Annotated in this window: 23 protein-coding genes; 7 read left to right on the forward strand and 16 right to left on the reverse strand. The window is 58.6% G+C overall.

The genetic code is table 11. The features are described from left to right. Nucleotides 1-13: 13 nt before the first annotated feature. The 4 genes from AC2D8O_RS01335 to AC2D8O_RS01350 all read right to left on the reverse strand — a co-directional run bounded on the left by AC2D8O_RS01335 (nucleotide 14) and on the right by AC2D8O_RS01350 (nucleotide 3,220). Nucleotides 14-817, reverse strand: a complete 804-nt coding sequence (locus AC2D8O_RS01335; protein ID WP_484676975.1) for an outer membrane beta-barrel protein — start codon at nucleotides 815-817, stop codon at nucleotides 14-16. A 146-nt stretch (nucleotides 818-963) separates the two neighbouring features. Next, complete coding sequence (locus tag AC2D8O_RS01340; protein WP_484676976.1) at nucleotides 964-1,734, reverse strand: DUF6089 family protein; 771 nt, start codon at nucleotides 1,732-1,734, stop codon at nucleotides 964-966. A gap of 196 nt (nucleotides 1,735-1,930) precedes the next feature. Next, the gene (locus AC2D8O_RS01345) at nucleotides 1,931-2,839 is read right to left on the reverse strand and encodes a DUF6089 family protein (protein WP_484676977.1); all 909 of its coding nucleotides are present in this window, start codon (nucleotides 2,837-2,839) and stop codon (nucleotides 1,931-1,933) included. An 84-nt stretch (nucleotides 2,840-2,923) separates the two neighbouring features. Further along, nucleotides 2,924-3,220 carry an SCP2 sterol-binding domain-containing protein gene (locus AC2D8O_RS01350; protein WP_484676978.1) on the reverse strand — a complete coding sequence of 99 codons (297 nt, stop codon included), beginning with the start codon at nucleotides 3,218-3,220 and terminating at the stop codon, nucleotides 2,924-2,926. 148 nt (nucleotides 3,221-3,368) lie between these two features. On the opposite strand from AC2D8O_RS01350, the gene AC2D8O_RS01355 reads away from it, so the two are divergent. Both AC2D8O_RS01355 and AC2D8O_RS01360 read left to right on the forward strand, forming a co-directional pair. Next, nucleotides 3,369-3,953, forward strand: a complete 585-nt coding sequence (locus AC2D8O_RS01355) for an OmpH/Skp family outer membrane protein (protein WP_484676979.1) — start codon at nucleotides 3,369-3,371, stop codon at nucleotides 3,951-3,953. Nucleotides 3,954-4,057: 104 nt separating this feature from the next. Next, the gene (locus AC2D8O_RS01360; RefSeq protein WP_484676980.1) at nucleotides 4,058-4,417 is read left to right on the forward strand and encodes a superinfection immunity protein; all 360 of its coding nucleotides are present in this window, start codon (nucleotides 4,058-4,060) and stop codon (nucleotides 4,415-4,417) included. A gap of 77 nt (nucleotides 4,418-4,494) precedes the next feature. Here the strand turns inward: AC2D8O_RS01360 and AC2D8O_RS01365 are convergent, their stop codons facing one another. The 4 genes from AC2D8O_RS01365 to AC2D8O_RS01380 all read right to left on the reverse strand — a co-directional run bounded on the left by AC2D8O_RS01365 (nucleotide 4,495) and on the right by AC2D8O_RS01380 (nucleotide 7,264). Continuing rightward, the gene (locus AC2D8O_RS01365; RefSeq protein ID WP_484676981.1) at nucleotides 4,495-4,968 is read right to left on the reverse strand and encodes a hypothetical protein; all 474 of its coding nucleotides are present in this window, start codon (nucleotides 4,966-4,968) and stop codon (nucleotides 4,495-4,497) included. Between the two features lie 97 nt (nucleotides 4,969-5,065). Beyond that, the gene (locus AC2D8O_RS01370; protein ID WP_484676982.1) at nucleotides 5,066-5,518 is read right to left on the reverse strand and encodes a hypothetical protein; all 453 of its coding nucleotides are present in this window, start codon (nucleotides 5,516-5,518) and stop codon (nucleotides 5,066-5,068) included. A 64-nt stretch (nucleotides 5,519-5,582) separates the two neighbouring features. Next, complete coding sequence (locus AC2D8O_RS01375; protein ID WP_484676983.1) at nucleotides 5,583-6,113, reverse strand: peroxiredoxin; 531 nt, start codon at nucleotides 6,111-6,113, stop codon at nucleotides 5,583-5,585. Continuing rightward, complete coding sequence (locus AC2D8O_RS01380) at nucleotides 6,113-7,264, reverse strand: leucine-rich repeat domain-containing protein (RefSeq protein ID WP_484676984.1); 1,152 nt, start codon at nucleotides 7,262-7,264, stop codon at nucleotides 6,113-6,115. Before AC2D8O_RS01380 ends, AC2D8O_RS01375 begins: the two co-directional genes overlap by 1 nt. A gap of 308 nt (nucleotides 7,265-7,572) precedes the next feature. Here AC2D8O_RS01380 and AC2D8O_RS01385 point away from each other — a divergent pair, with 308 nt between their 5' ends. Beyond that, nucleotides 7,573-8,013: a DUF1801 domain-containing protein gene (locus tag AC2D8O_RS01385; protein WP_484676985.1), complete on the forward strand. Its 441-nt coding sequence runs from the start codon at nucleotides 7,573-7,575 to the stop codon at nucleotides 8,011-8,013. Nucleotides 8,014-8,107: 94 nt separating this feature from the next. Here AC2D8O_RS01385 and AC2D8O_RS01390 read toward each other — a convergent pair whose 3' ends face one another. The 4 genes from AC2D8O_RS01390 to gcvH form a co-directional block, all read right to left on the reverse strand. Continuing rightward, on the reverse strand, nucleotides 8,108-9,607 hold the full coding sequence (locus AC2D8O_RS01390) for a trypsin-like peptidase domain-containing protein (protein ID WP_484676986.1): 1,500 nt from the start codon (nucleotides 9,605-9,607) through the stop codon (nucleotides 8,108-8,110). A gap of 69 nt (nucleotides 9,608-9,676) precedes the next feature. Beyond that, nucleotides 9,677-10,126: a GNAT family N-acetyltransferase gene (locus tag AC2D8O_RS01395; protein ID WP_484678262.1), complete on the reverse strand. Its 450-nt coding sequence runs from the start codon at nucleotides 10,124-10,126 to the stop codon at nucleotides 9,677-9,679. A 59-nt stretch (nucleotides 10,127-10,185) separates the two neighbouring features. Next, complete coding sequence (locus AC2D8O_RS01400; protein ID WP_484676987.1) at nucleotides 10,186-11,517, reverse strand: PP2C family protein-serine/threonine phosphatase; 1,332 nt, start codon at nucleotides 11,515-11,517, stop codon at nucleotides 10,186-10,188. A 100-nt stretch (nucleotides 11,518-11,617) separates the two neighbouring features. Further along, nucleotides 11,618-11,998: a glycine cleavage system protein GcvH gene (gene gcvH / locus AC2D8O_RS01405; RefSeq protein WP_484676988.1), complete on the reverse strand. Its 381-nt coding sequence runs from the start codon at nucleotides 11,996-11,998 to the stop codon at nucleotides 11,618-11,620. An 87-nt stretch (nucleotides 11,999-12,085) separates the two neighbouring features. Here gcvH and AC2D8O_RS01410 point away from each other — a divergent pair, with 87 nt between their 5' ends. Next, complete coding sequence (locus tag AC2D8O_RS01410) at nucleotides 12,086-12,823, forward strand: hypothetical protein (protein WP_484676989.1); 738 nt, start codon at nucleotides 12,086-12,088, stop codon at nucleotides 12,821-12,823. An 81-nt stretch (nucleotides 12,824-12,904) separates the two neighbouring features. Here AC2D8O_RS01410 and AC2D8O_RS01415 read toward each other — a convergent pair whose 3' ends face one another. The 3 genes from AC2D8O_RS01415 to AC2D8O_RS01425 all read right to left on the reverse strand — a co-directional run bounded on the left by AC2D8O_RS01415 (nucleotide 12,905) and on the right by AC2D8O_RS01425 (nucleotide 18,622). Further along, complete coding sequence (locus AC2D8O_RS01415) at nucleotides 12,905-14,617, reverse strand: SpoIIE family protein phosphatase (RefSeq protein WP_484676990.1); 1,713 nt, start codon at nucleotides 14,615-14,617, stop codon at nucleotides 12,905-12,907. Continuing rightward, nucleotides 14,614-15,018, reverse strand: a complete 405-nt coding sequence (locus AC2D8O_RS01420) for a response regulator (RefSeq protein ID WP_484676991.1) — start codon at nucleotides 15,016-15,018, stop codon at nucleotides 14,614-14,616. The genes AC2D8O_RS01415 and AC2D8O_RS01420 overlap by 4 nt, the downstream gene beginning before the upstream one ends. A 151-nt stretch (nucleotides 15,019-15,169) precedes the next feature. Continuing rightward, nucleotides 15,170-18,622: an ATP-binding protein gene (locus AC2D8O_RS01425; protein WP_484676992.1), complete on the reverse strand. Its 3,453-nt coding sequence runs from the start codon at nucleotides 18,620-18,622 to the stop codon at nucleotides 15,170-15,172. 136 nt (nucleotides 18,623-18,758) lie between these two features. Between AC2D8O_RS01425 and AC2D8O_RS01430 the strand changes: the two genes are divergently transcribed. Beyond that, a complete protein-coding gene (locus AC2D8O_RS01430) occupies nucleotides 18,759-20,180 on the forward strand; it encodes an aldehyde dehydrogenase family protein (RefSeq protein ID WP_484676993.1) in 1,422 nt (473 codons plus the stop codon). Between the two features lie 94 nt (nucleotides 20,181-20,274). On the opposite strand, the gene AC2D8O_RS01435 is transcribed toward AC2D8O_RS01430, so the two are convergent. After that, nucleotides 20,275-20,649, reverse strand: a complete 375-nt coding sequence (locus tag AC2D8O_RS01435; protein ID WP_484676994.1) for a hypothetical protein — start codon at nucleotides 20,647-20,649, stop codon at nucleotides 20,275-20,277. Between the two features lie 302 nt (nucleotides 20,650-20,951). Between AC2D8O_RS01435 and rfbG the strand changes: the two genes are divergently transcribed. Together rfbG and AC2D8O_RS01445 are read left to right on the forward strand one after the other, a co-directional pair. Next, nucleotides 20,952-22,031: a CDP-glucose 4,6-dehydratase gene (gene rfbG / locus AC2D8O_RS01440; RefSeq protein WP_484676995.1), complete on the forward strand. Its 1,080-nt coding sequence runs from the start codon at nucleotides 20,952-20,954 to the stop codon at nucleotides 22,029-22,031. Nucleotides 22,032-22,117: 86 nt separating this feature from the next. Then, complete coding sequence (locus tag AC2D8O_RS01445; protein ID WP_484676996.1) at nucleotides 22,118-22,984, forward strand: cupin-like domain-containing protein; 867 nt, start codon at nucleotides 22,118-22,120, stop codon at nucleotides 22,982-22,984. Nucleotides 22,985-23,009: the final 25 nt, after the last annotated feature.

Consider the following 23,009-nt stretch of genomic DNA (forward strand, 5'->3'; position numbering starts at 1 on the left):
GCCTTCGCTATCCTCAGAACAGAAGGAACTTCTTCGCCTTCCGCGTCTTGGGCTTCGGGCAGAACAGCGCATTCTGGCGGAACAACTGGTATGTCACACCCACCTGCGCCGTCAGGAACCAGTCGTTCTGACGGTTAACGTAGTCTTCAACACCATCAAGCCAGTCGGTAGGAGTAAATCGGGCCATAAACTCCACGTGAAGATCCACCCCACGCGTCAGCTCGTAGCGGGCACCCAGACCAAAAGGCACCGATATCGTCACAGTCGAGCCTTCCTGCACTTTGTTGTAAATGTCAAACGTGTTCTTCCACACCGCCAGGCTAGCTGCATCCGTCACGCCATCAATCGTAACGTTCGACTGCGCGTATACTACACCCACACCCGCCATCAGATAGGGCGACCACTTAGACCAGTTACGGCCACCCGTGCGCATGCCTATCAGGTCATACACCAGGTGCACGTTCGCTTCGGTCATAAAACCCTTCGAATTCAGCCCGCGGTTGCGGTTGCGTGCAAACAGTTTGTCGCTCTCGGCATACATCATCCAGCTCACACCCCCACGTATCGTCATCTTCGGATGGAATCGATAGCCCAGCCACACACCTGCGCTCGGACGCGTCTGCTGAATGGCGTTCGGCAGCTCGGTCATGATTGCCCGCGCACTGCTGTTGCCCCCATAGGGTATCATATCGCCCAACAGATACGAAGCGCCCAGAAACGGCATGACTGTAAACCGTTCTCTCTTCTTCATCATCTGGGCATTTGCTGTCATACCCAGCAGCCCCAGGAACAGTAGTAGTGTAGTTGTTTTGCGCATCTCGCCCGTCCAGTTTGTATGGAGAAGGCGAAAAATAGAGGGGCGCTTACCCTTGTCTGTCGAAACTGTAAACCTATGCCGTAGAAAGTCAGAAAACGACAAATGCCCGCAGTGCGGGCATTTGTCCTGTATCGTCTATCCTCAGATTAGAACAGCCAAGGGAAGCCCTTTTTGTTCTTCGTCTTTGGCTTCGGGCACTTGTTCGGGTTCAGGTTCAGAATGAAGTTTGCACCAATCTGCACCGAGTAATACCAGTCGGTGTTGCCGCCCACGAAGTCTACTACACCGTCAACCTTGTCTGACGTCGTGTAACGCACAGGCACTTCAAGGTGAAGGTCGACATTCTGGTTCAGCTTATAGCGTACACCTGCGCCGAAAGGAATTACAATCGCAATGTTAGATGCCTGCTCCACACGGTTGAAAATGTTGGTGGGGTCGGAAGGAATGACGTCCACATTGACCGTCGGGGTTATGTAAGCAGCACCCACACCGGCAAACACATAGGGTGAGAACTTCTTGCGCCACAGATAGCCGCGCTGCGAGCCGAAGAAATCGTACTGGAGCATCACGCTGCCTTCGAAAATGTTCGAAGAGAAGTTCAGGCCGCGGTTGACGTTGCGCTTGCCCTCCAGATCGTCAGCGAACAGGTTGACGAAGGCCAGGTTGCCGCGCACCGACATCTTGGGGTGGAAGTGGTAGTTGGCTGCAACACCCACCGTGTAGCGCAAAAACTTGAACGACTCTACCTGATCAGAAGGGAAACCTTTTGTCTCAGGGCCAGTCAGATCGCCAACGTAGCTGGCTGTGCCGACGAACGGCATTACCGACCAGTACTGACGCTTCGGCCGTACCTGGCCTTGAGCCGAGACGCTGGCGAGCGCAAAACCAACGATCGCGAGGAGTCGAAACAATTTCATAGAGGTAGCAGGGTATCAATTTCGCCGCCAGGCGGCTGACTTGTCGGTAGCGGTAGGACTCAACTGTAGCATGCGGAGAGAAACACAGAAGCGTCTCTTTCCTATTGCTACTTCGCAAATCTACAATATTTTCAATACACCCAACACAAAAAAATTTGAATCCTAAGATGTGGATTAAAGTCTAAGTGCTTAATTTCTAGAAGAATAGAAATTTGCCCTTGTTCCGCCGGTTCGGCTTCGGGCACTTGTTTGGGTCATACAGTACATAAGATACTGCTACCCCACTGAACACATACCAGTCGTTTGTCTGTGGGTTGCCGCGCCGGCCATCTCCTATCAGTGTTGTCAGCCGTCGGTCGCCAAATGTCGCCGACAGTACACTGCTGTATTCACCCGGCCTCGCATAGCCACCAGCCCCGTTCCCGTTTCCACTCACATCGTCCAGATAGTCGGTAAACGTATATCGGAACCCTACCTCCACGCGCACATCCCAGCGGTCGTTCCAGCGCTTCCGAACCCCAAAGCCGAAAGGAATCGCCAGCGATACCGGCTTATATGCCACCTCCTGGCCTTCGGTACGCAACGGACGAAGGTCCGTCAGGCCGTTAAGGTTGGCTTTGTCCAGATACGCCTGTGGCTTATAGTAAAAGGCGGCAAGCCCGGCAAATACGTAAGGCGTCAGCCAAGCCCTGTACATATAGTTACGGTCGTTCCCTTTCCACTCATACAGCACTGTGCCGCTCAATTCCACGACATGCGTAATAAAATGCAAGTTCCGCACCTCCCGCTCTGGCACATCCGAAAAGCCATCATCCCCTGCCACCAACCCATAGTTAAGTGCCAGCCGAACACCCATGTGCGGGTGGAAACGGTAAATGATGAAGCCGCCACCCGAAAATGCCGTCGGTTTCAGGCTCCCCAATTGGCTCGCAGGAAAACCCTGCCCTTTCGAGTACGTCAGGTCGCCGTTGTAGTTGGCAATTCCAACAAACCCACCTACTTCCCAGTAGTTCCTGTAACGGCTTTCCTGCCCATACGCCGTCGGAAGGCCCAGCAGGCTCAACAACAGCAGGGCCACGAAGCCCCATATTCCGTTCTGTTTCACAATGCTCAAATATAGACCAAAAGACAGGCGGCCACCCCTGTCCGTCCAGTAGTGGCCGCCCGGCTGGCGCAATTCCTGTGCCGCTCAAAGAATCTTCGTCACGTGCGTCGCAAGCGAAATGTTCCCTTCAATCTTGATCTTGCCCATCATGAAGGCCATCATCGAGTTCGTCTGCCCAGAGATGATGCTCATGATTGTATCCGTGCTGGCTTTAATCGTGCAGTCGGCTGGCTTGTCTTCCGTCGACACCACATTCGGCACTACCGTGGCATCCACATGCACAAACTTGTCGTTGTCCACTACAAACTTGATCGATCCGTTCAGGCCACTGTCCGTGCCCACTTTCTGCTTGATCGTCTCGAGAATGCTTTCGAAGCTCATGATGGAGGGGGGTGTAGGTGTGTTAAGGTCTGTGCCCGGCTTTCCCTGTGCACATGCACCGGGAAAACCAGCTTCTACAAAGCTAGAAGTTTCGGCTTTTCATCCCGTGTATATTTGCACCTCAACCCTTTTACTTTAGTACTTGCCCGTGACTCTTCGTTCTACCCTGGGCCTGGCTGCCGTTGCCGCCTGGTTGTTCACCGCCTGCCAGCAGGCTCCGGCTCCCGCAGCCAATGCCGATGCCACCGCCGGTGGTGCTGAAATCGTGTACATCGACACCGATTCCCTCTTCGCCAAGTTCGAGAAAGCAAAAGACCTGCAGACCGAGCTCCGCGCCAAAGCCACCGCCGCCGACAACGACATGCGCGCCCGCGGCCAGCGCTTCCAGGCCGAAGTCCAGTCGTACCAGCAGCGCGGCGGCTCCATGACCCTCGACCAGCGTCAGGCTACCGAAGCCCGCCTCTCTACTCAGCAGCAGCAGCTCCAGGCTTACCAGCAGCAGCGCGCCGCCGAGCTTCAGGAAGAGCAAGCCAAGCAGCAGGACAGCCTTCGTGCCGACGTAGACGCCGTTCTCAAGGAAATCGCCGCTACCGGCAAATACCGCTTCGTCCTCGCCTATTCAAAGCAGGGCGGACAGGTACTCTATGCGCCCGCCGACCGCGACATCACTGCCGAAGTCCTCGAAAAGCTTAACGCCAAATACAAGGAACAGAAAGAAAAAGCTGGCAAGTAAGCCCACACGCTTTTCTGAAGCTCCACAAGCCCCGGCCAAAACCGGGGCTTGTTGCTTTCATCAACACTTCTTCCTTGTTTAACACCTGCTTTCTGCGCCTAATCATGCTCGAACTCTTTGCTTTCATTCTTGTAATTATGGTGCTGGCCATCCTGCTTGCACTGTACATCTTGCCAGCCTTGATAGCCCGTGACAAAAAGGAGTTCAACAATATTGTCCTCCTCAATGTCCTGGCTGGTTGGACGGTCATCGGCTGGATTCTCGCTCTCTTCTGGGCCCTTGCCGCAGACAGCCGCAAGCCTGTCCGCGACGTGCTGGCCGCAGCACCTTCCCTTCAACATGGCACCAGTGGCCATAAAGCTATTGGCCAGAAGTTCCGTCAGCTGAAACAGGCACACGACACAGGACATCTCACCCAGCGCGAGTTCAATCTCGTCACCCGCCGTCTTGCACCCTGGCGCTGAATGCCCCAACAATGGAAAAAGCCCTGATTTCTCAGGGCTTCTCACTTTATATAACTCGGGTTGATCGGCTCCCGGCGTCAGAAAGTGGCAATCGTAGCTTCCCACGCAGGCAGACTGATGCGGCCCTGACGGTCTACCCACTGGTCTTCCAGTAACTCGGCCCATGCGCGCAGATACGCAACTACATGCATGCGGTTGTTCTTTTCGGCAGGCCGGAATTCCTGTGGCATTCGAACCAGCACCTCTGGGTCGGCCAGGCGCTCCAGCGCCACCACATCTTCCTGATACAGGCCAAGGTCAAACAGCTGGCCAAGTATGTGGTCAATCGGGAAACGGCTGGTAGCGCAGTAACTCAAGGCTTTATCCGCCCACTCGCCTTCGCGCTCCAAGGCCAGTGCATGAATGGTCGCGCGGTCCAGTTTCGTTACCGTCTGCACCAAATGCCCGCAGTTGCAAGCCCCCTGATGCGTCCATTGGTAATCAACGCCCTGGGCCAGACGGTCGGCAGTCTCCCGCAGGGCTGTTATCAGTTCGGGTGTAGGCTTTGCCATAGCGGTTTCGGGTAAGGTATTCCCGTATGTAACGCGCTTTGGCCCGCTTGGGTTTACTCCAACCCCAACTTTGGAAACATTCTTTACAGCAGCCGCCTCAGGAACCCAGGCGCTGTTCGCTCCGCAGCAGCAACGTCCGCGAAATCAGTGCCTCCGCATCCTTTATGTCTGCTTTTTCTATCCGCACTTTCATCAGGCCAGCCACTGCACCAGGCATTCCCTGCAACAATCCCAGTTTCGATACCTGCAATACCACTGCGGTAGGTTTCCACCACTTCCGCTCCAGTTCAAACCTTTCAATGGCTGCCAGTGGTATGCGCGTCTGGTTGGGCCCCTGCTCCACCAGTCGTTCGTCAAATAGTGCCACCAGCTTCTGCAGCCCGTTCGGCTTCCGCTCCACTTCTATCACCAGGGCATCGTGCTCCAGCCGGATCAGCCCAGCGCTCTTGCGCTCCCCAGTCCACTGGTCCCGCTCCGCCGAATGAAATCGGATGGCGCGAAGGTCTGATATGCCCAGGCCCAGGCTGGGGTCGTTCGTCTCGGGATACATGGATGGCTAAAGGTGTCTGTACGTCACAAATGTACTGCGCAATCGCATTCGCCCTCCGGTGTCGCTAGTCGCGCTTCTGTTTACGCAGCGCCGACAGCATCGCATCTACATGCGCCTTCCCCTGGAAGTTGGCCTCAAACACCGCGGCAATCTCGTGCCCTCGGGTCGTGGGCTTCAGCAGATAGGTCACCCTGCGGGTCGCGTTCACCAGCGGCACCAGCGTCCCGTAAGCCCGCATCACGTCGTGCCGGCGGTCCGACAGCAGGTGAAAAGGCAACCCCAGCGAGTCGCGGTACTTCATCTGCTGGTCTGGGCTCCCCTCCGATATCCCGAACACCAGGCAGTCCAGCGCCGCCAGATGTGCAAACTCATCTCGGAAACTGCACGATTGCGCCGTGCACAACGGAGAAAAATCGCGCGGGTAAAAGTAAATCACTACCCATTCATGGGCAGCATCACGGCTCAATCGGAATGGTTTCCCGTGCGTCCCCACCAACTCAAAGTCGGGGGCTGCACTTCCTGGACTCAAAGGCATCGCGGTAGGTTGTCGTTGTCTGTCTCTTACTAAAACTGTTTGCACATGCTTTTCGTGCATTACAGCAGCTGCAAACGACAGCCTTTCGGCAGCTTTTGCTGAAACGCCCGTGCCTGATCCGCCGTCATCAGCCCTCGCGAAAGGCTCAGGTACTTCAGTTTCCGCAGAAAAACCAGCTTTTCATAGTGCATCACCGGGTTGTTGAACGCATACAGTACCTGCAGCTCCGGGCAGCCGGCCAGCGGGTTCAGGTCGCTGATCTGGTTGTAATGCAGCACCACCTTCCGCAGCTGATTCAGCTGCGCCAGCTCCCGTATGTTCGTCAGGCCACAGCCGTGCACATCCAGATATTGCAGCCGCACCATCCCCAGCAGGGGCTCAAGACTTATGATCCCCGGGTTCTGGCCTATCGTCAGGTGCTTCAGGCCCCGCAGGTTCCGCAGATACTCCAGCTCCTGCTGGCTCTCAACTATGGCCTGCACGCGCAGGTTCTCCAGCAGCGTCAGGTGCGCCACATCTGCCAGCGACACCTTCGCCGTGTTCACGAACGACAGGTTCAGGTGGGTCAGCAGCGTCAGCTTCTTAAGTGGCGAAAAATCCGCTACCGAGTCGCACCGGAACAGCGACAGCACCCGCAGTGCGGGCAGCCCCGCCACCAGTTGTATACTATGGATGGGGTTCTCGCTCACGTCCAGCACTGTCAGCTTCTTCAGCCCTGCCAGCGCCGACAGATCCCGAATACGATTCCGCGTCAGTTTCAGCGTCGTCAGTTCGGTCAGGGCTGCCAGCGGCCGCAGATCCGTCACCTGGTTGAACTCCACTATCAGCACCCGCAGGCTCTTCAGTTGGCTCAGCGGCTGTAGGTCCGTCAGGCCACACGCCGACAGTTCCAGCACCTCCAATCCCGGATTGTTCTTCACCACCTGCGCCAGATCCAGCTCGCGCACACTGCTGAGGCGCAAGCCCTTCAGCCCCCGCAGCCGTATCAGATCCTGCACACTTTCAGGTCCCAGCATCGTGGGCGCCAGAAACCGCGTACTATCGCTCCGAAGCGCCTCCTGCAGATTCCGCTTCCAGTCAGCCCGCAAATAGCGGCCCAGCTCCTCGCCCTCATCAGCGCCTTCGGCAATGTCGGGTTGTTGTGCCTGCACAACCCCCGGTTCGCACAGCGCCACTCCCAGCAGGAGCCCCAGTGCCAGCAGGTATTTCATCCTAAAAGTTAACACTTTTATCGTTGACAGGGCCGGCACAATACACCAGCGCTGCATCACCCTCCGTGCCTTTCAAATCCCATACCAGCCCCTGAAAAAGGATACGTCATTTCGAGCGCAGCGAAAAATCTACCTGTGGGTGGCACTCAGCCACCCTCTTATATCCCGCTCTGTCATTTCGAGCGCGCAGAGAAATTGGCACATCCCGAGCATCGGGGCCCTCTCCTGCTGACTACAAAGCCACATCCTGCCTTCGCTTAACAGTCATTGGCTTGCATGGCTGCCACCTGCCTTTGCAACTTCACTCCATGCCACAGGCAGCCCGAAAACCCCACCCGCAGCCCGGCGTCCGCGACCCCGACGTCGAGCACTACATCAACTCCCGGTCCGACTTCCACCGGCCCCTCCTCCAGCACACCCGCGCCTTCCTCTGGCAAACCCTTCCCATGCTCGGCGAGGCCATCCGATTCGGTGGCCCCTTTTATTACCACCACGGCATGCTGCTCTACCTGGGCCTCCAGAAAGACCACATCTACATCGGCTTCTGCTCTGGCGCCGACCTCTCCAACGACCACGGCCTCCTCGTCGCCACCGACCGCAAGCTCATCCGCCACTACCGTATCTATTCTCCCGCCGACCTCCAGACCGAAGATCTCCCCTGGATACTCCACGAAGCCACCCTCGTCAACGAGGAGAAAGCCCGAACAGGCCAGCCCATCTTCAAGCTCCTCCGCAAACCCAAAACCTGAAGCAACTACCTCTTCAACTCAATCAAAAGGGTACGTCATTTCGAGCGAAGCGAGAAATCTACCTGTGGTTTGGCGCAGACAACCCAACAGCCCCTCACTCCTCCATTTCTATCCGGTAGAACGTCTTCCGCTCTGTATCCGGCCGGTAGCCTTCTATCAGTACCACATCCACGGCTGCGTGCAGCACGGCTTTCAGTTCGTCTACACTCCCCACCGGGCGCCCGTTCACTTTTGTCACCACAAAACCCACCTGCACACCCTCAAAGGTCAGCAGGCCGTATTCTTTCAGTTCTACCACTTTCAGCCCCCGAGGCACCTGTAGGCGCCGCTGCTCGCTGCGGGTCAGCGGAGTAAACGTACCGCCAAGCTTTTCCAGCGAAAACAGCCCCACCACGTCCTCCGTGGCTTCTTTCGTCACTGACTGCTTTGCCACAATACGCTCTGTTGTGCCCTGTCGGTTCAGCAGTTGCACGTCTACGTCCAGCGTCTGGCCTTCGCGCAGCACGGTCAGCTGCACCTGATCCCCCGGCCGATAGCGGCCCACCTGCTCCTGTAGTTCGCTGGTACTGCCCACTGGCCGCCCAGCTACCGCCCGGATGATGTCCCAGCGTTGCAGGCCCGCCTTCCGCGCCGCGCCATTACCCGACGTCGCCAGTACCAGCACGCCGTTACGTGTCGGCAGTTCATACCGTTGTTGCAGCGCATAGTCGATGTCGCGGATGTTCACGCCAATAAACGCCCGCTGCACCGCCCCAAACTCGATCAGATCGGCTGTCACCTTCCGCACCAGGTTTGCCGGTATCGCAAAACTGAAGCCCTCACTGATGCCGCTCACCGTGGCAATTGCCGTGTTGATGCCTACCAGTGCGCCATCCAGCGTCACCAGCGCCCCACCCGAATTGCCGGGGTTCACCGCCGCATCGGTCTGCAGAAACGACTCTATGCTAAGATCAACACCTGTGGCCGCCGTCAGGCGGTTGCGCAGCGCGCCAATCTCCCGCGCCTTTCCGCTGATGATACCTGCCGTTACTGTGCTCGTCAGCTCAAACGGATTACCAATGGCCAGCACCCACTGTCCCACCCGCACGTTGTCGCTGTCGCCAAAACGTGCCGTCGGCAGGCCCTGGGCTTCTACTTTCAGCACCGCCAGATCGGTGTTGGGGTCGCTACCAACCAGCCGTGCTACCAGCTGGGTTTTATCACTCAGCGTCACTTCTATGTCGCTGGCGTTCTCCACCACATGGTGGTTCGTCACGATGTAACCATCCGCGCTCATCAGTACCCCCGAGCCTGTACTGACACTCGCCTGCCCCATCAGTGCTTCCAGCCCACTGCCTATGCGGGCTTCTATATACACCACCGTGCGCACAGCCTGGGTGGCCGCTGCCTCAAAGGCTGCAGCGTCTTCTACGGGCAATGGCGCCAACCGGGCCGCCGGGCGTGCGATGGCGTTCATCTCCACGGGTGCACGCAGTTTTGCCAGTTTTTCGTCCACCACCCGGCTGAAATACCAGCCGCCCAGGCCCAGACCGGCCGCCAGCATCACGCCGTGGGTCAGCAGGGGGTGGGCATACCACCGTCTTGGCCTCGTCATAGTTATGTCAGATTGGGAGTGAAAACCTAAAGTACGGCCCAGCGGCACTCGTGTCTACTCCCTTAACGTTCACCGCCGCAGCCGCAGCACAATCTCGCGGCCTTCCAGCTCGCCCGTGCGCTCAAAACCCAGCTGATGAAACAGATACTCACCCGCAGCATTGCGCAGCGCCACCGTAGTCCGGATCTCGTCTATCCCCGGCTTGCTCATCAGCTTCTCTATCAACTGCTCCAACGCAGCGCGGCCGTGGCCTTGCCCCTGAAAGCGGTGATCGATCATGAAGCGCGTTACCCACGGCACGTGGCTGTAGTACGCCACCTTCGCGAAGCCTATCATCTGCGCGTCCAGGTACACCCCATACAGGTCCGACTGCTCAAAACGGCTCTGGGCTATGCTCAGCAGCACCGCCGGGATAAACTCCTTCTGGTTTTCGGCAGGCTCCAGTTCAATGGCGCGCTCCCAGTTCGCGCGGGTCAGGGGTACCAGCTTGATCATGGCTTCGGTGTCTCGGGGGCCAATACTGGCCGTTGCGGCAAGTTAGCCCCCAAACCCGTCGCTTCGCCACTTTTGTACACCTTTTACACGCGCACACCCAGCACCAGCACGTCGTCTATCTGCTCCTGCTGGCCGCGCCAGCTTTCGAAGGCTGCTTCCAGCCGCTGCTGTTGGGCAGGCATGGGCAGGCTGCGCGTTTCCACAAGCAGTTCGCGCAGGCGGCGGTAGGTAAACTTCCGGCCCTGTGGCCCGCCAAACTGGTCGGCCAGCCCGTCCGAGAAGAGGTACAGCGCATCGCCCGCCTCAAGCGTCAGCCGTTGGGTTGTAAAGGTGTGGTTTGCATAGCGCGCACCGCCAATGGGCGCTTTCTCGCCCTTCACCTCTTCCAGCGGCCCTGCTTTGCGCAGCACATACAGGGGGTTGTTCGCCCCGGCAAACAGCAGCTCACGCCGGTCGTGGCGCAGCGCACACAGCGTCAGGTCCATGCCGTCCTGTGCGGCCGTGCGGCCCTGCTGCTGCTTCAGGCTGGCGATGACACCCTGGTGCAGACGGTTCAGGATTTCGCCCGGCGCAAGGCCCGGCTCGCTTGCCACAATCTGGTTCAGCAGACTCATGCCCAGCACGCTCATAAAGGCCCCCGGCACGCCGTGCCCCGTACAGTCCACTGCTGCAAACAGTGTGTGTGTCGGCGTCTGGTGAAACCAGAAGAAGTCGCCCGAAACGATGTCCTTCGGCCGGTACAGCACAAAGCTCTGCGGCAGCACCTGGGCTATCTGCTGCTGCGCCGGCAGTATCGCCTCCTGTATCCGCCGCGCGTATTCTATGCTCGACACAATGTCGCGGTGCTGGCGGCTCAGCACCTCCTGCTGCGTCAGTATCTCCTCGTTCGCTTCCTGCAACGACACGTTGATCTGCCCCAGCAGCACGTTGGCCTTCCGCTTCTCCCGGAACAGCCACAGCAACACACCCGCAAAGCCCAGCACCAGCACCAGGCCACCCGTCACACTCCAGGTTACGGTCTTCTGCCGCTCGGTCTCGGCTACGGCGCGTTCATAGTCCAGTTGCACTTCCAGCAGGCTGTCGCGGGTGCTCTCGTACAGAGTCAGGTAATGCAGTGCCCGCTGGTAGTCTTTCCGTTGCAGCGAGGTCTCATATTCCCGCTCGTAGGTGTTCAGCTGCTGTTGTTCTTTATCCGAGGGCTGGCTTTCCTTTTTGGTAAACAGGCGCTTCAGGCGCGCACCCAGTCCCTTCTTTTTGGCCTCTGTTCTATTGCCGGCTTTTTGTTCGGTAGGTGTAAACACCCGCCCTAGAAAACTCTTCTTCTTTTTTGTGCTGTCAGGGCCAGCGGCGTGCAGGCTGGCAGCCAGCAGCAGCAACGCCAGCAAGCTGGCGGCCCAGGTCATCCATCGGTTCATGCAGGCTGTTGTTTGGTTGTTCGGTCTGCAAAAATGGCAAAAGCCGGCCAATGGCCGGCTTTACCTGTATACGGGGGAGGAACCGTAAAGGTTCGCCTGTTCAGAGATTCAGTGTTGCCTGATAGGCAGCGGCGTCCAGCAGACCTTGGCGGTTGCTCGGGTCGGCCAGTTTTACTTTTACCATCCAGCCTGCGCCGTAGGGGTCCTGGTTCACCGCTTCGGGCTTGTCGTTCAGCGCTGTGTTGAACTCCAGAATGGTGCCGCTTACGGGCAGGAACAGGTCCGATACCGTCTTCACTGCTTCTACGGTGCCGAATACCGCATGGGCGTCCAGCGACTTGCCCACGCTGTTGATGTCGATGAACACGATGTCGCCAAGTTCCGACTGGGCGAAGTCCGTGATGCCTACCGTGGCTACGTCGCCTTCAATACGTACCCATTCGTGGTCGGTGGTGTAGAGCAGTTCTGCGGGGAAATTCATGTCGTTGCTGTTGGGTGGTAGCAAAACTAACAAATCCGCGGCTTGGGTTCCCGCCCCACGCAAATACTGTTGCATTATCTTCACCCTATGTCCTTCACGCCCGTCACCTTCGAAGAACTGGCTAAGATTCTCCTCTGGGACCTCGTCTGGCTGCGCGATATACAGCAAACGGAGACACTGTCCGATTTGCTGCGCAACACGATGGAGGAGGAAGGAAACCTCATCGAAGCCGTTTACAAACGCCTCGGCATGGAAGACCGCCTTACCCTTGCCTTCTGGAAAAACGCCCCCAATACTGTAGCCGAGCTGCTAGCCGCCATCAATAACCCATCTCCGCCACTTGAAGAAACTGCTCCCACCGCACAGCTCAACGCCAAGGCCCCACCCGACTTCGACTTCCGGCGTTGGCACCGCGGGGCCAGCATCCTGCTCGTGGCTTCCATCTTCAGCTGGCCGTGGACAGGCGCATCGGCCATTCTTCTTACGGGTACTCCGCTCTTCACGCTCATTATCCTCCACCTCATGAAGTCAGGCACCGGCTACATACCCACCCGGGTGTGCCAGCAAGAAGACTGGTTCGTCAAATCGCTCGCTTCCTCGCCCGACCACCTGACCCTCACCTGCTGGCACCCAGACAAGCCAGCCGTGCATACGCTGGCGCTACCCTGGGCACAAGTGCACCTTCAGTGGCGCGACGAGACCTACCGTTTCCAGCTCCCCAATGACGAACACGTAGCCTTCTACCGCGATGTCTTTCACTACGAGCAGGAAGCGCGCTTCTTCCAGCGCAAAATCCTCTCGCTGGTGCGCATCACCTACGCCTAGCCTGCTCTCCCCTCCCCAAAACATACACGCGCCACCGGATGCTCTCCAGTGGCGCGTGTCCTGTAAATGTTGGGCAGCCCCCTACACCCGGATCGCCATGATCAGAATGTCGTCGGTCTGCTCATAGCGTCCTTTCCAGGTCTCAATTTCACGGTCCAGCAGATGCTTCTGCTCGGTCAGCGGCTTGTCCTGCACGCTTTCCAGAAACTCCCGCAGGCGGCGTGGCGTAAACTTCCGGTGGTCGTCGCCACCAAACTGGTCTACTACCCCGTCCGTGAAAATGTAAATCGCATCGCCCGGCTGGGTCTCTATCACGCTGCCGGTATAGGGCTCGGTGTTGTCGTTCGCTCGGCCACCAATCGATTGCTTGTCGCCACGGAACTCCATCATCTCCTGCCCTTTGCGGAACAGCCACAGCGGGCGGCGGGCCCCACCAAACTTGAACACACCCGTCGAGCGTTCCATCGTCACCAGCGCCAGGTCCATACCGTCGGCGGTGTCGGTGGTTTCCAGGTCCTGCTTCAGGGCCCGGCGCACACGTATGTTCAGTTGTTCCAATATCTTCTCGGGCTCGGTGATGTGGTTCTCGTTGATGATCTGGTTCAGGAAGCCCGATGCCATCACTGACATGAACGCCCCCGGAACACCGTGTCCCGTACAGTCTACAGCCGCACCGCAGAAGAAACCGTCGCGCTCGGCAAACCAGTAGAAGTCGCCCGACACGATATCCTTCGGTTTGTACAGGATAAACGAGTCAGAGAATATCTCCTGTAGCGACAGCTGCTCCGGCATAATGGCCTCCTGAATGCGCCGCGCATAACGGATACTGTCCGTGATGTCTTCGTTCTTCTGCGCAATAATCAGGTTGGCATTTTCCAGCTTGTCCTTCTCGGCCTGCAGTTCCGTCTGGCGTTCTTCCAGCCGGGCATACAGGTTGGCGTTCTCAATAGAGATGGCCGCCTGACTGGCCAGCATCTGTAGAATCTCGCGCTGGTTGAAGTTGAAGGCGTCGCGGCTCTTCGGGTTTTCCAGATACAGATAACCCAGGTTCTTGCCCTTCTTCGATATCGGCGTTACAATACGGAAGTCGGGGAACTGGTCCGACTGCAACGTTACCGCCACGTTCTGCAACACCTCGTTGGTCAGCAGCGGGTTCTCGTTGGTCAGCTTCAGCTGCAGGGTGCGGGCCTCGTCCTGTATGGCGCTGGCCACGGCCTCTACGTTCAGCCGTCCTTCTTTCTCTACTATCAGGAAGCCCTTCTCCGCGCCGGTGTTGTCAATCACGTTCTGCATGAACTTGTTCACCAGACGCTTCATGTCAATCTCGCCGGATATCTCCTGCGTGGCCTTGTTCAGGCTGCGCAGCAGGCGGTTGTGCTCCAGCAGCTGCAGGTACTGGAGGTAGCTGCGAGCAGCCTCCTCCACCGTCAGCATCAGGTCATTCTCTTCCCAGGGCTTAACGACGTAACGATACAGGCGCGCGTTGTTGATCGCGTTGCGCACAGCATCGATACTCGCCTGCCCCGTCAGCAGAATCTTCAGGGTCTCGGGGTGTGTCTGGTGTACGCGGATCAGAAACTCATCGCCCTTCATTTTGGGCATGAGCTGGTCCGAAATCACCACCGCCAGGTCACGGCCTTCCTCGGCCAGTTCGGCTATAATCTCCAGCGCTTCCTCGCCGCCTTCGGCCAGTTCACAGTCAAACTCGCGCCCAAGGCGCGAACTGATCTGCTCCTCGAGGCTGTCAAGGATGATCTTCTCGTCATCTACGCAGAGTATGACGGGTTTTTTCATTCCTGGATGCCGAGTTGCGCAAGGGCCTTGTTCACATAGGCGATGAGGTCTTCCTCACGCCAGGGCTTACGGATGTAGGCATACAGGTTTGCGTTGTCCATCGCGTTCTGCACAGCTTCCGGGTCGGCCTGGCCAGTCAGCATGATGGTTACCGTCTCAGGGTATTTCTGGTGAACGTCGATCAGGAACGTGTCGCCCTTGATACGTGGCATCAGCCAGTCGCTGATCACCAGTACCATGTCGTATCCGTCGGATACCAGGTCCTCGATCACTTCCCAGGCTTCCTCCACACTCTCCGCAATTTCGTATTCGAATTTCTCGCCGAACGTGCTCCGCAGTTGCTCCTGCAAGCTGTCCAACACGATTTTCTCATCGTCCACGCATAGGATGGCGCGCTTCATTGACATAGTGCTTCCGATTTAGGCTGATTGTTCCTGAATGCGATAAAGATAGTTGTTTCCGCCACAGTCTTTCTTCTACAAGCCAAAACTGTGGACACTTTCCCGTATCGGGACGACCTTCGCCGCCGTCCCGATACGGGTAGCGATTTCTTTAGGCCGTGGCCGTTACGGGCGCCGTCTCCGGGTCCACGGGCAGGTACACCAGGAAGGTCGTCCGCCCGGGCTCCGTGTCCACCGTAATGGTGCCGCGGTGCTTCTCCACAATCCGGCGGCAGATGTCCAGACCCAGGCCAGAACCTTCGCCCTGCGGCTTCGTCGTGTAGAACGGCTCGAAGATGCGCGACACTACGTGGGGTGGAATGCCAGGGCCGCTGTCGGTAATCTTCACCTGGAGCCCTGGTACGCCCAGCGGGTTGTGGCGGTGCAGGTCGATATGAATCGTGCCTTTGCCCTCCATCGCCTGTATCGCGTTCACCAGAATGTTCGTCCACACCTGGTTCAGTTCGTCCGGGAAACACATGATTTCCGGCAGACCGGCCTCGAAGTCCTTCGTCACCTCCACACCATACTTCAGCTGGTTGTGGTAGATGGTCAGTACCGTGTCGATGTTGTCGCCAATGTTCGCGGGCACCAGCACGTCTTCCGCCTGGCGGTGCGAGTAGCTCTTCAGCGCAAACACAATCTTCTGTGTCTTCGCTACGGCCAGTTCGATGTTGTCGATGTTCACGCGCAGTTTGCCCACCGCGTTCACCATCTCGATAATCTGCTCGCCCTGCGCGTGCTGGAACAGCGGAATGAAGTCGTCGTAGTTCTCAAACACGCCAATCTTCACCAGGCCACCGGCAAGGCCCTGTGCATTTGGCAGGCCCTTCTCTTCCAGGTCCTGGCCTACCTGCTTGCGGTAGTTACGCTCGTCGCGGCTGGTCAGGGTCCCGTTGAAGTTCAGCGACCGGTCTACCAGTCGGAAGAACAGTGCCTCTGTGGCAGGGTCCAGCGTCTTCATCAGATCGGGCAGGTTCTTCAGCGTCGGGCTCAGGTTCTTGCTCAGGTTGCCCGCCGCCGCGTTGATGGCACCCAGTGGCGTGTTGATTTCGTGCGCCACACCCGCTACCAGCTGACCCAGTGCAGCCATTTTCTCACTCTGCACCAGCTGTGTCTGCGACTGCGTCAGTGCGGTCAGCGTCTTGTCCAGTTCATCGTTGCTCTTCTGCAGCTCTTCCTTCTGCTTGTTCAGTTCCTTCGTCCGCTCCAGTACCATCGACTCCAGTTCGCGGTTCTTTGCCTCCAGACGGCTGCTATTGATACGAATCACCAGGAAGATGATCAGCAGGGCGGCAATACCATAGGCCGCAAAGGCATACGGCGTCAGGTAAATCGGCGTGGCGATCGAAAACTTGAACTGTGCCGCTTCGCTCACCTGACCATAGGCGTCCATCGCCTGTGCTTCAAACACAAACTCGCCACTCGGCAGGCCGGGAAACTGATACTCCGTCTGCTCGCTCCACTCGCTCCAGTTCTCCAGGAAGCCTACAATACGATAACGGTACTTCAGCGCACGTGTGTTTTGGTAATTCGGCACCGAGATACCGAAGGACAGGTCATTGAAGTTGGCCGGGAATGCTGGGGTCAGCTCCTTGGTCTGTTCGGCCATCAGCTTTTCGTTCGCATCCAGAAAGTCGCCCCGGAAGTATACCGAGTCAGCCGACACTCTCACCTGTCGAATCAGCGGTTTCGCCAGCTTTGGCAGTGCGTACTGCTGGGCGGTGTTGTAGCTGGAAATACGCTCCTGAAACGCCATCCACAATACATTGTCGTGGAAATACAGCTTCGTCGGACGTTCGTTCAGCAGGTTCGCAGCCGAAACGTCGTCCAGTTTATAGCTGCCATCGGCCTGCTTCACAGCCTTCACTGCGCCACGATCAGTCGATATCCAGAGGTTGCCGTCGCCGGCATCGGCAAACTGTACCGTCCGCGCACCTATCAGATTGGTAAGCGCACTGTCGCGCACAAAGCGGCGGGCGTTCTCCGTCTCGCGGAAAATTCCGTCTTGCGTGCGTACGATTACATCCTTGCCCAGCTTGTATACTTCTGCATAGCCCTGGGGCAGGCCGCGCGAGTTGCCGATTTTCAGCAGCGACGCCCGGTCTTCACCGAAGGTCACCATGAACAGGCCCTCAATCGGCGTACCCATCAGCACCGTGCCTTCTTTCAGTTCTACAATCGAGTTCGTCTCCTGGTTATAGCCTTCCAGCGGCCCTTTCGAGCTCCAGCGGCCACCGCTGTTTTCCAGCAGGGCAACGCCATTGGTCAGGCCGGCGTAGGCACGCGTGCCCGAGGCTGACGCCGCAATGCTCAGTGCCTCCAGCGGCGCAGGCGTGGTGACACCCACGGCCTTGCCACTCGACACATCGAACACGCCCTGTATGCTCGCTACCAGCAGGCTGTTGCCAGCCTGTGCCATTGCCCAGCTGTCGCGGTTGATGCCTGCCACTGGTACATAGCTGTTACCAACACGTTCGTCTACTGCCACCACACCCTGGTTGGCAGTCACATACAGGCGTCCTCCATAGCTGTACATGTTCGAGACCTTCGTATCAAGGCCACTCAGCGAGGCCAGCGAGCGCACCGGTTGGCCCAGCTGCATGCGGCTCACACCCTTGTTATGGCCGGCCCACACACCGCCGTCGCGGTCGCAGTACACACTGTACATTACGTTGTCCAGCATGCCCGAAGTGCGGTTCATGCGGGCTACCTCCTGCCCGTCGTCAGCCTTGATAACCACTACACCCCCGTTCTGGGTAGCTACGGCCACTTCGCCACTCGGCAGGGCCGAAAGGTCCCAGATACCGTTGGTGCTCAGGTAATCCTGGCTGTAAGGCCGGAAATCGGCAAAGCTGCCCTGAGCAGCTTTTACAAGACCTTTATTGGTTGCGATCAACGCCTTGCCCTGCGCATACGAAGCACCACCGATGATACCCCGGTCGGCAAAGAAGTCGCCACCCTGCGCTGGTTGCAGCTGGCGGCCATTCACTTTCCGCAAACCCTTGCCGCTTACGTTTACATATACGGTGTTGTCCAGCATAAACGAGCCGTTGAATGGCCCGTCGCCACGGATCAGGTCCACCTCAAAGAACACGCCATTGCGCGTCACGTGGTAGATCTCAGAACTGCCGATGAAGTACACGCCCGAGTTGGTAGCATACGCACGGTCAATCGCCTGCACCGCCTGGCGGCCCTGCAGGTTCGCCTTCAGAGAAATGAAACGCACAGCTGCGTTCTTGGTACGGGCCAGATAGCCAAAGTCGCCGCGCGCACCCACAAATACGCCGTCCTGGTCATCAATTGCCAGGCTGCGCACATTGCTCGTCGCAGGAATCAGCACCCAGTTGCGCCCGTCAAACTGCAGTATACCGTCGTTCACGGCCAGGTACATCAGGCCACGGCTGTCCTGTACCATCGACCAGACAGGTGGGTTGACTCCCATATCCCGCTGGTTGTAGTTCTGCAATACCGGGCTGCCAACCTGACGGGCGTGCACGCCAATTCCTGCTGTCAGCAGCAGCAGAAGTAGCAGGACCCGTTGTAAGCGTAACAAGTGCATCATATTGTATTAAGGAGAGGACTCTGGATACTTTACATTCTCAATTTATTAACAAAGCCCGTTATATACCAGAAAGCGGTATATAACCGCCGCTTTTCACTGGTTCTACCTATCTCTTCTCCGTATTTCCCGCTAACCCATGACTACCGCATCTGCTTCTCCCCTGTTGGCCGGGCAGCCCTTATCCACACCCGACCAGCTAACGGTATACAACCCCTGGAACAGTGAAACTGTTGGCACTGTGGGCCTTGCTGTCTGGCCGCACATAGACACCGCCCTCAGCACCGCACAGCAGGCACTGCCCCACACCAGCCGCATGCCTGCCTGGCAGCGCCACGAAATACTGCAGAAAGCAGTGGCCCTGCTTGCCGCCAACACCGACAGTCTTGCCTCCCTCATTTGCGCCGAGGCAGGTAAACCTCTCACCCTGGCCCAAGCCGAGGTGCGCCGCGCGCAGGCCGTTTTCTCCTTCGCCGCAGCCTATGCCCGCACCGCCGAAGACCAGCTCCTCGCCCTCGACCATGCACCCGGTCTCGAAGGCCGCCGGGGCCTTGTCCGCCGCGTGCCCGTCGGTGTGCTCCTCGCCATCTCGCCTTTCAACTTTCCTCTTAACCTCGTAGCCCACAAGCTGGCACCCGCCATCCTAGCAGGCATGCCTTTTGTCCTGAAGCCCGCCAGCAAAACACCCCTTACTGCCCTGCGCCTCGGTCACATCCTCCTCGAAGCTGGCTGGCCCCCCGAAGCCCTTCACATTCTGCCCTTCTCCGCGTCTCTTGGAAATCAGGCCGTTACAGACCCCCGCGTGGCAATGGTGTCCTTCACCGGCAGCCCTGAAGTAGGCTGGAACCTCAAGCGCCAGGCCGCCGACAAGCGCGTGGCCCTGGAGCTCGGCGGCGATGCCGCTGCCATCGTCTGCCCCGACGCCGACCTCCCCGCTGCCGCACGCAAGCTCGCCGCGGCTTCGTTCGCTTACGCCGGACAGGTTTGTATCTCCGTGCAGCGCATTCTGGTGCACGCCTCCATCGCTGAGGTTTTCTCCGGCCTCTTCGAGCAGGAAGTTGCGCGCCTCGTGATCGGTAACCCAGCCAACTCCGACACCCTCGTCGGCCCCCTTATCGACCGCCCCAACTACCTCCGCACCCTTCAGTGGATTGCCGAAGCACAGGACGGCGGCGCACGGCTCGTCGGCGGCCAGGCCCTCGACGCCCACAATACCGTGGCCCCCGCTATCCTCTACAACCTGCCCGAGGGCTGCCACATCGCCCGCGAAGAAGCCTTCGCCCCCGTGGTAGCCATCTCCACTTTCCAGCAGTTCGACGATGCCCTGGCCCGTGTCAACGCCAGCCGCTATGGTCTTCAGACGGGCCTCTTCACCCACGACGAACGCCACATCCGGGCCGCCTGGGACACCCTCCACGTCGGTGGTATCATCGTCAACGACGCCCCCACCCTCCGCATCGACAATATGCCCTATGGCGGCGTCAAGCACTCGGGCTTCGGCCGCGAGGGTGTGCACTACGCCTACGAGGAAATGACAGAGCCGCGACTGCTCGTGTGGTAGCAGCCGCGGCTCGTGGTCAAAGAGAGTGTGTAGTGAGTGTATTGTCGATGGGGCACCTTCCGGATTTCAACTCGGCCCGGCAGACCCTGTCAGCTTACAGTACGTGCTCGCACAGTACCTGGATGTACTGCTCAAATGCTTCGTCGGTAGCGATGTCCAGATAACCTTCCTCGCCGTTCTCCAGACGCAGCGTTACGCGCAGCACTTCCTGTCCGCCGGGGCCTTCGGCCACGCGCTCCATGTTTACGATGGTAGCCTGGGTGTTGGCGTCAAATACAGGCACCAGTTGCACGCGGCCGTTTTCGTCGTGCGTCGTCAGTTCGGTGGCACGCAGGCTCACCGTTGCGCCAATCAGGTCGGCGTTCGGGTACAGGTCGTAGCGGGCGGCCGCAGCCTGGCTGGCTCCGGCTAACGTCAGCAGAACTGCCAGTGCGGCAGCGTACAGCCTTGGCATCGCTTTCGTTTTCATAATAGTAAGTGTGAGAGAGGTGAGAAGTGAGTGAGGTGTCGACCTGTCAGTCAGAAGGTTTCCAGCGGGCTGGCGTTCAGTTCCTTCAAGTCAACACGACAAAGGTAGAGCGGCTGTAATTTCCGGCCTAGTTAAAGACTGTTACTTAACCTAACCACCTCGAAAACCCCCATTTCACCACATCAAGCCCTAAAAGTGTTAACAAACTGCCCCCTCATTTCCTAACAGACCCTTAACGCCACAACCGTTTCACATCAGACTGGCCCATCGTCGTTCGGTGGCGCTCCGTTACCTTTGCGTCAATGTCTACGCTGTCGCTTCTCCAGGCCGCCTTCCGCGGTCGTCGGGTATTCGTCACAGGCCACACCGGCTTCAAGGGCAGTTGGCTGCTGGCGCTGCTGCACCAGCTGGGCGCCAACGTCACGGGCTATGCCCTCCCTCCCGACGACACCCAGCCGCTGTTCGGCCTTATCGGCGGCCCAAGCCTCTGTCAGCACCACGAGTCAGACCTGCTCGACTACGACGCCCTCCGCGAAGCCCTGCACCACGCCCGCCCCGAAGTCGTCATCCACCTGGCCGCCCAGAGCCTTGTCCGCCGCAGCTATGCCAGCCCTGTCGACACCTTCAGCGTCAACAGCCAGGGTACCCTCCATCTCCTGGAGGCCCTCCGCCACTATGGCGAGCCCTGTGCCGTCGTCGTCGCCACTACCGACAAGGTCTACGAAAACCCCGAGACCGGCCAGCCCCTTCTCGAAACCGACCCCCTCGGTGGCCACGACCCCTACTCCGCCTCCAAGGCCATGGCCGAAATTGTCTGCGCCAGCTACCGCCGCAGCTTCTTCGCCCCCAACGGCCACCGCATTGCCCTGGCCACTGCCCGTGCTGGCAACGTCATCGGCGGCGGCGACTTCTCCACCGACCGCATCCTGCCCGACATCGCCCGCGCCCTTGCCGCAGGTCAGCAGCCCCTCCTCCGCAATCCAGCGGCCGTACGCCCCTGGCAGCATGTCCTCGAACCCCTCACCGGCTACCTCCAGCTGGCTGCCGCCCTCATGGCCCAGCCCCAGCAGTTTGCCCAGGCCTGGAACTTCGGCCCCGAGCCCGCCGACTGTCTGCCCGTGCAGCAGCTCGCCGACCACGCCCTCGCCGCATGGGGCACTGGCAGCTACCACATCTCCCCTCCAAATCCCAACGCCCCGCACGAGGCCGGACTCCTCGTCCTCGACGCCACCAAGGCGAAAAAATACCTCCAGTGGCACCCCCGCTGGAACGCCCCACTGGCCATTCGTCACGCTGTGGAGTGGTACCGTCAACACAGTGTCAGTCCACTGACAGTCCGAGAGTTGACTTTCTCTCAGATGCAAAGTTATTTCGCGGGCTAGTTTACCTACTTGCTTTCTGACACAGGGAACCTGAACAGCAGCAAGTGGGTGTTTCCGACTTACTCACTGTTTTCCGCACACTCCCCATGTCGTTTGACCTTCGTCCGGTCGATACGGTAGATACTATCTCTCCCGCCGACTTCCAGAAGCAATACCTCAAACCACTCAAACCGTTGGTCATTCGTAACCTGGCTCGTCAGTGGCCGGCCTACGAAAAATGGACCTTCGACTACCTCAAGCAGGTAGTTGGCGACCAGGTGGTTCCCCTCTACGACGACTCCAAGGCCGACTACACCAAGTCCGTCAACGAGCCCGCCATGAAGATGCCCTTCGGCGAGTATCTCGAACTCCTCCGCCGCGAGCCTACCATGCTCCGCATCTTCCTCTTCAACATCTTCAAGCACGTCCCGGCCCTGTGCAACGACTTCAAGGCCCCCGACCTCATGCCGGGCTTTCTGGACAGCTTCCCCATGATGTTCTTCGGCGGCAAGGGCAGTTCGGTCTTCATCCACTACGACCTCGACCTCTCGCACGTCTTCCACACCCACTTCCACGGCCGCAAGAAGGTCATCCTCTTTGGCCCCGAAGCCAGCGAGCGGCTCTACCGTCTGCCATTCTCCGTGCACAACATCGAAGATATCAAGATCGAAAACCCCGATTTTGACCGCTGGCCTGCGCTCAAGGGCCTCAAAGGACTTGAGTGCACCCTCGAGCACGGCGACACCCTCTTCATGCCCTCGGGCTGGTGGCACCATATGACCTACCTGGACGGCAGCTACTCGCTCAGCCTCCGTGCACTCGATCCCCGTCTGGGCATCAAGCTCAATGGCGTCTACAACGTCTTCGTCATGCGCCAGCTCGACAACCTCGGCCGCAAGGTCTTCGGCGCCAAGTGGTTCGAGTACAAGGAACGCAAGGCCGTAGAACGCGCCACCGCCGCCATTGGCCGCTGAGCCCCCTGTACCACCTCAGCAGAAA

This window comes from Pontibacter sp. T17, assembly GCF_057219875.1.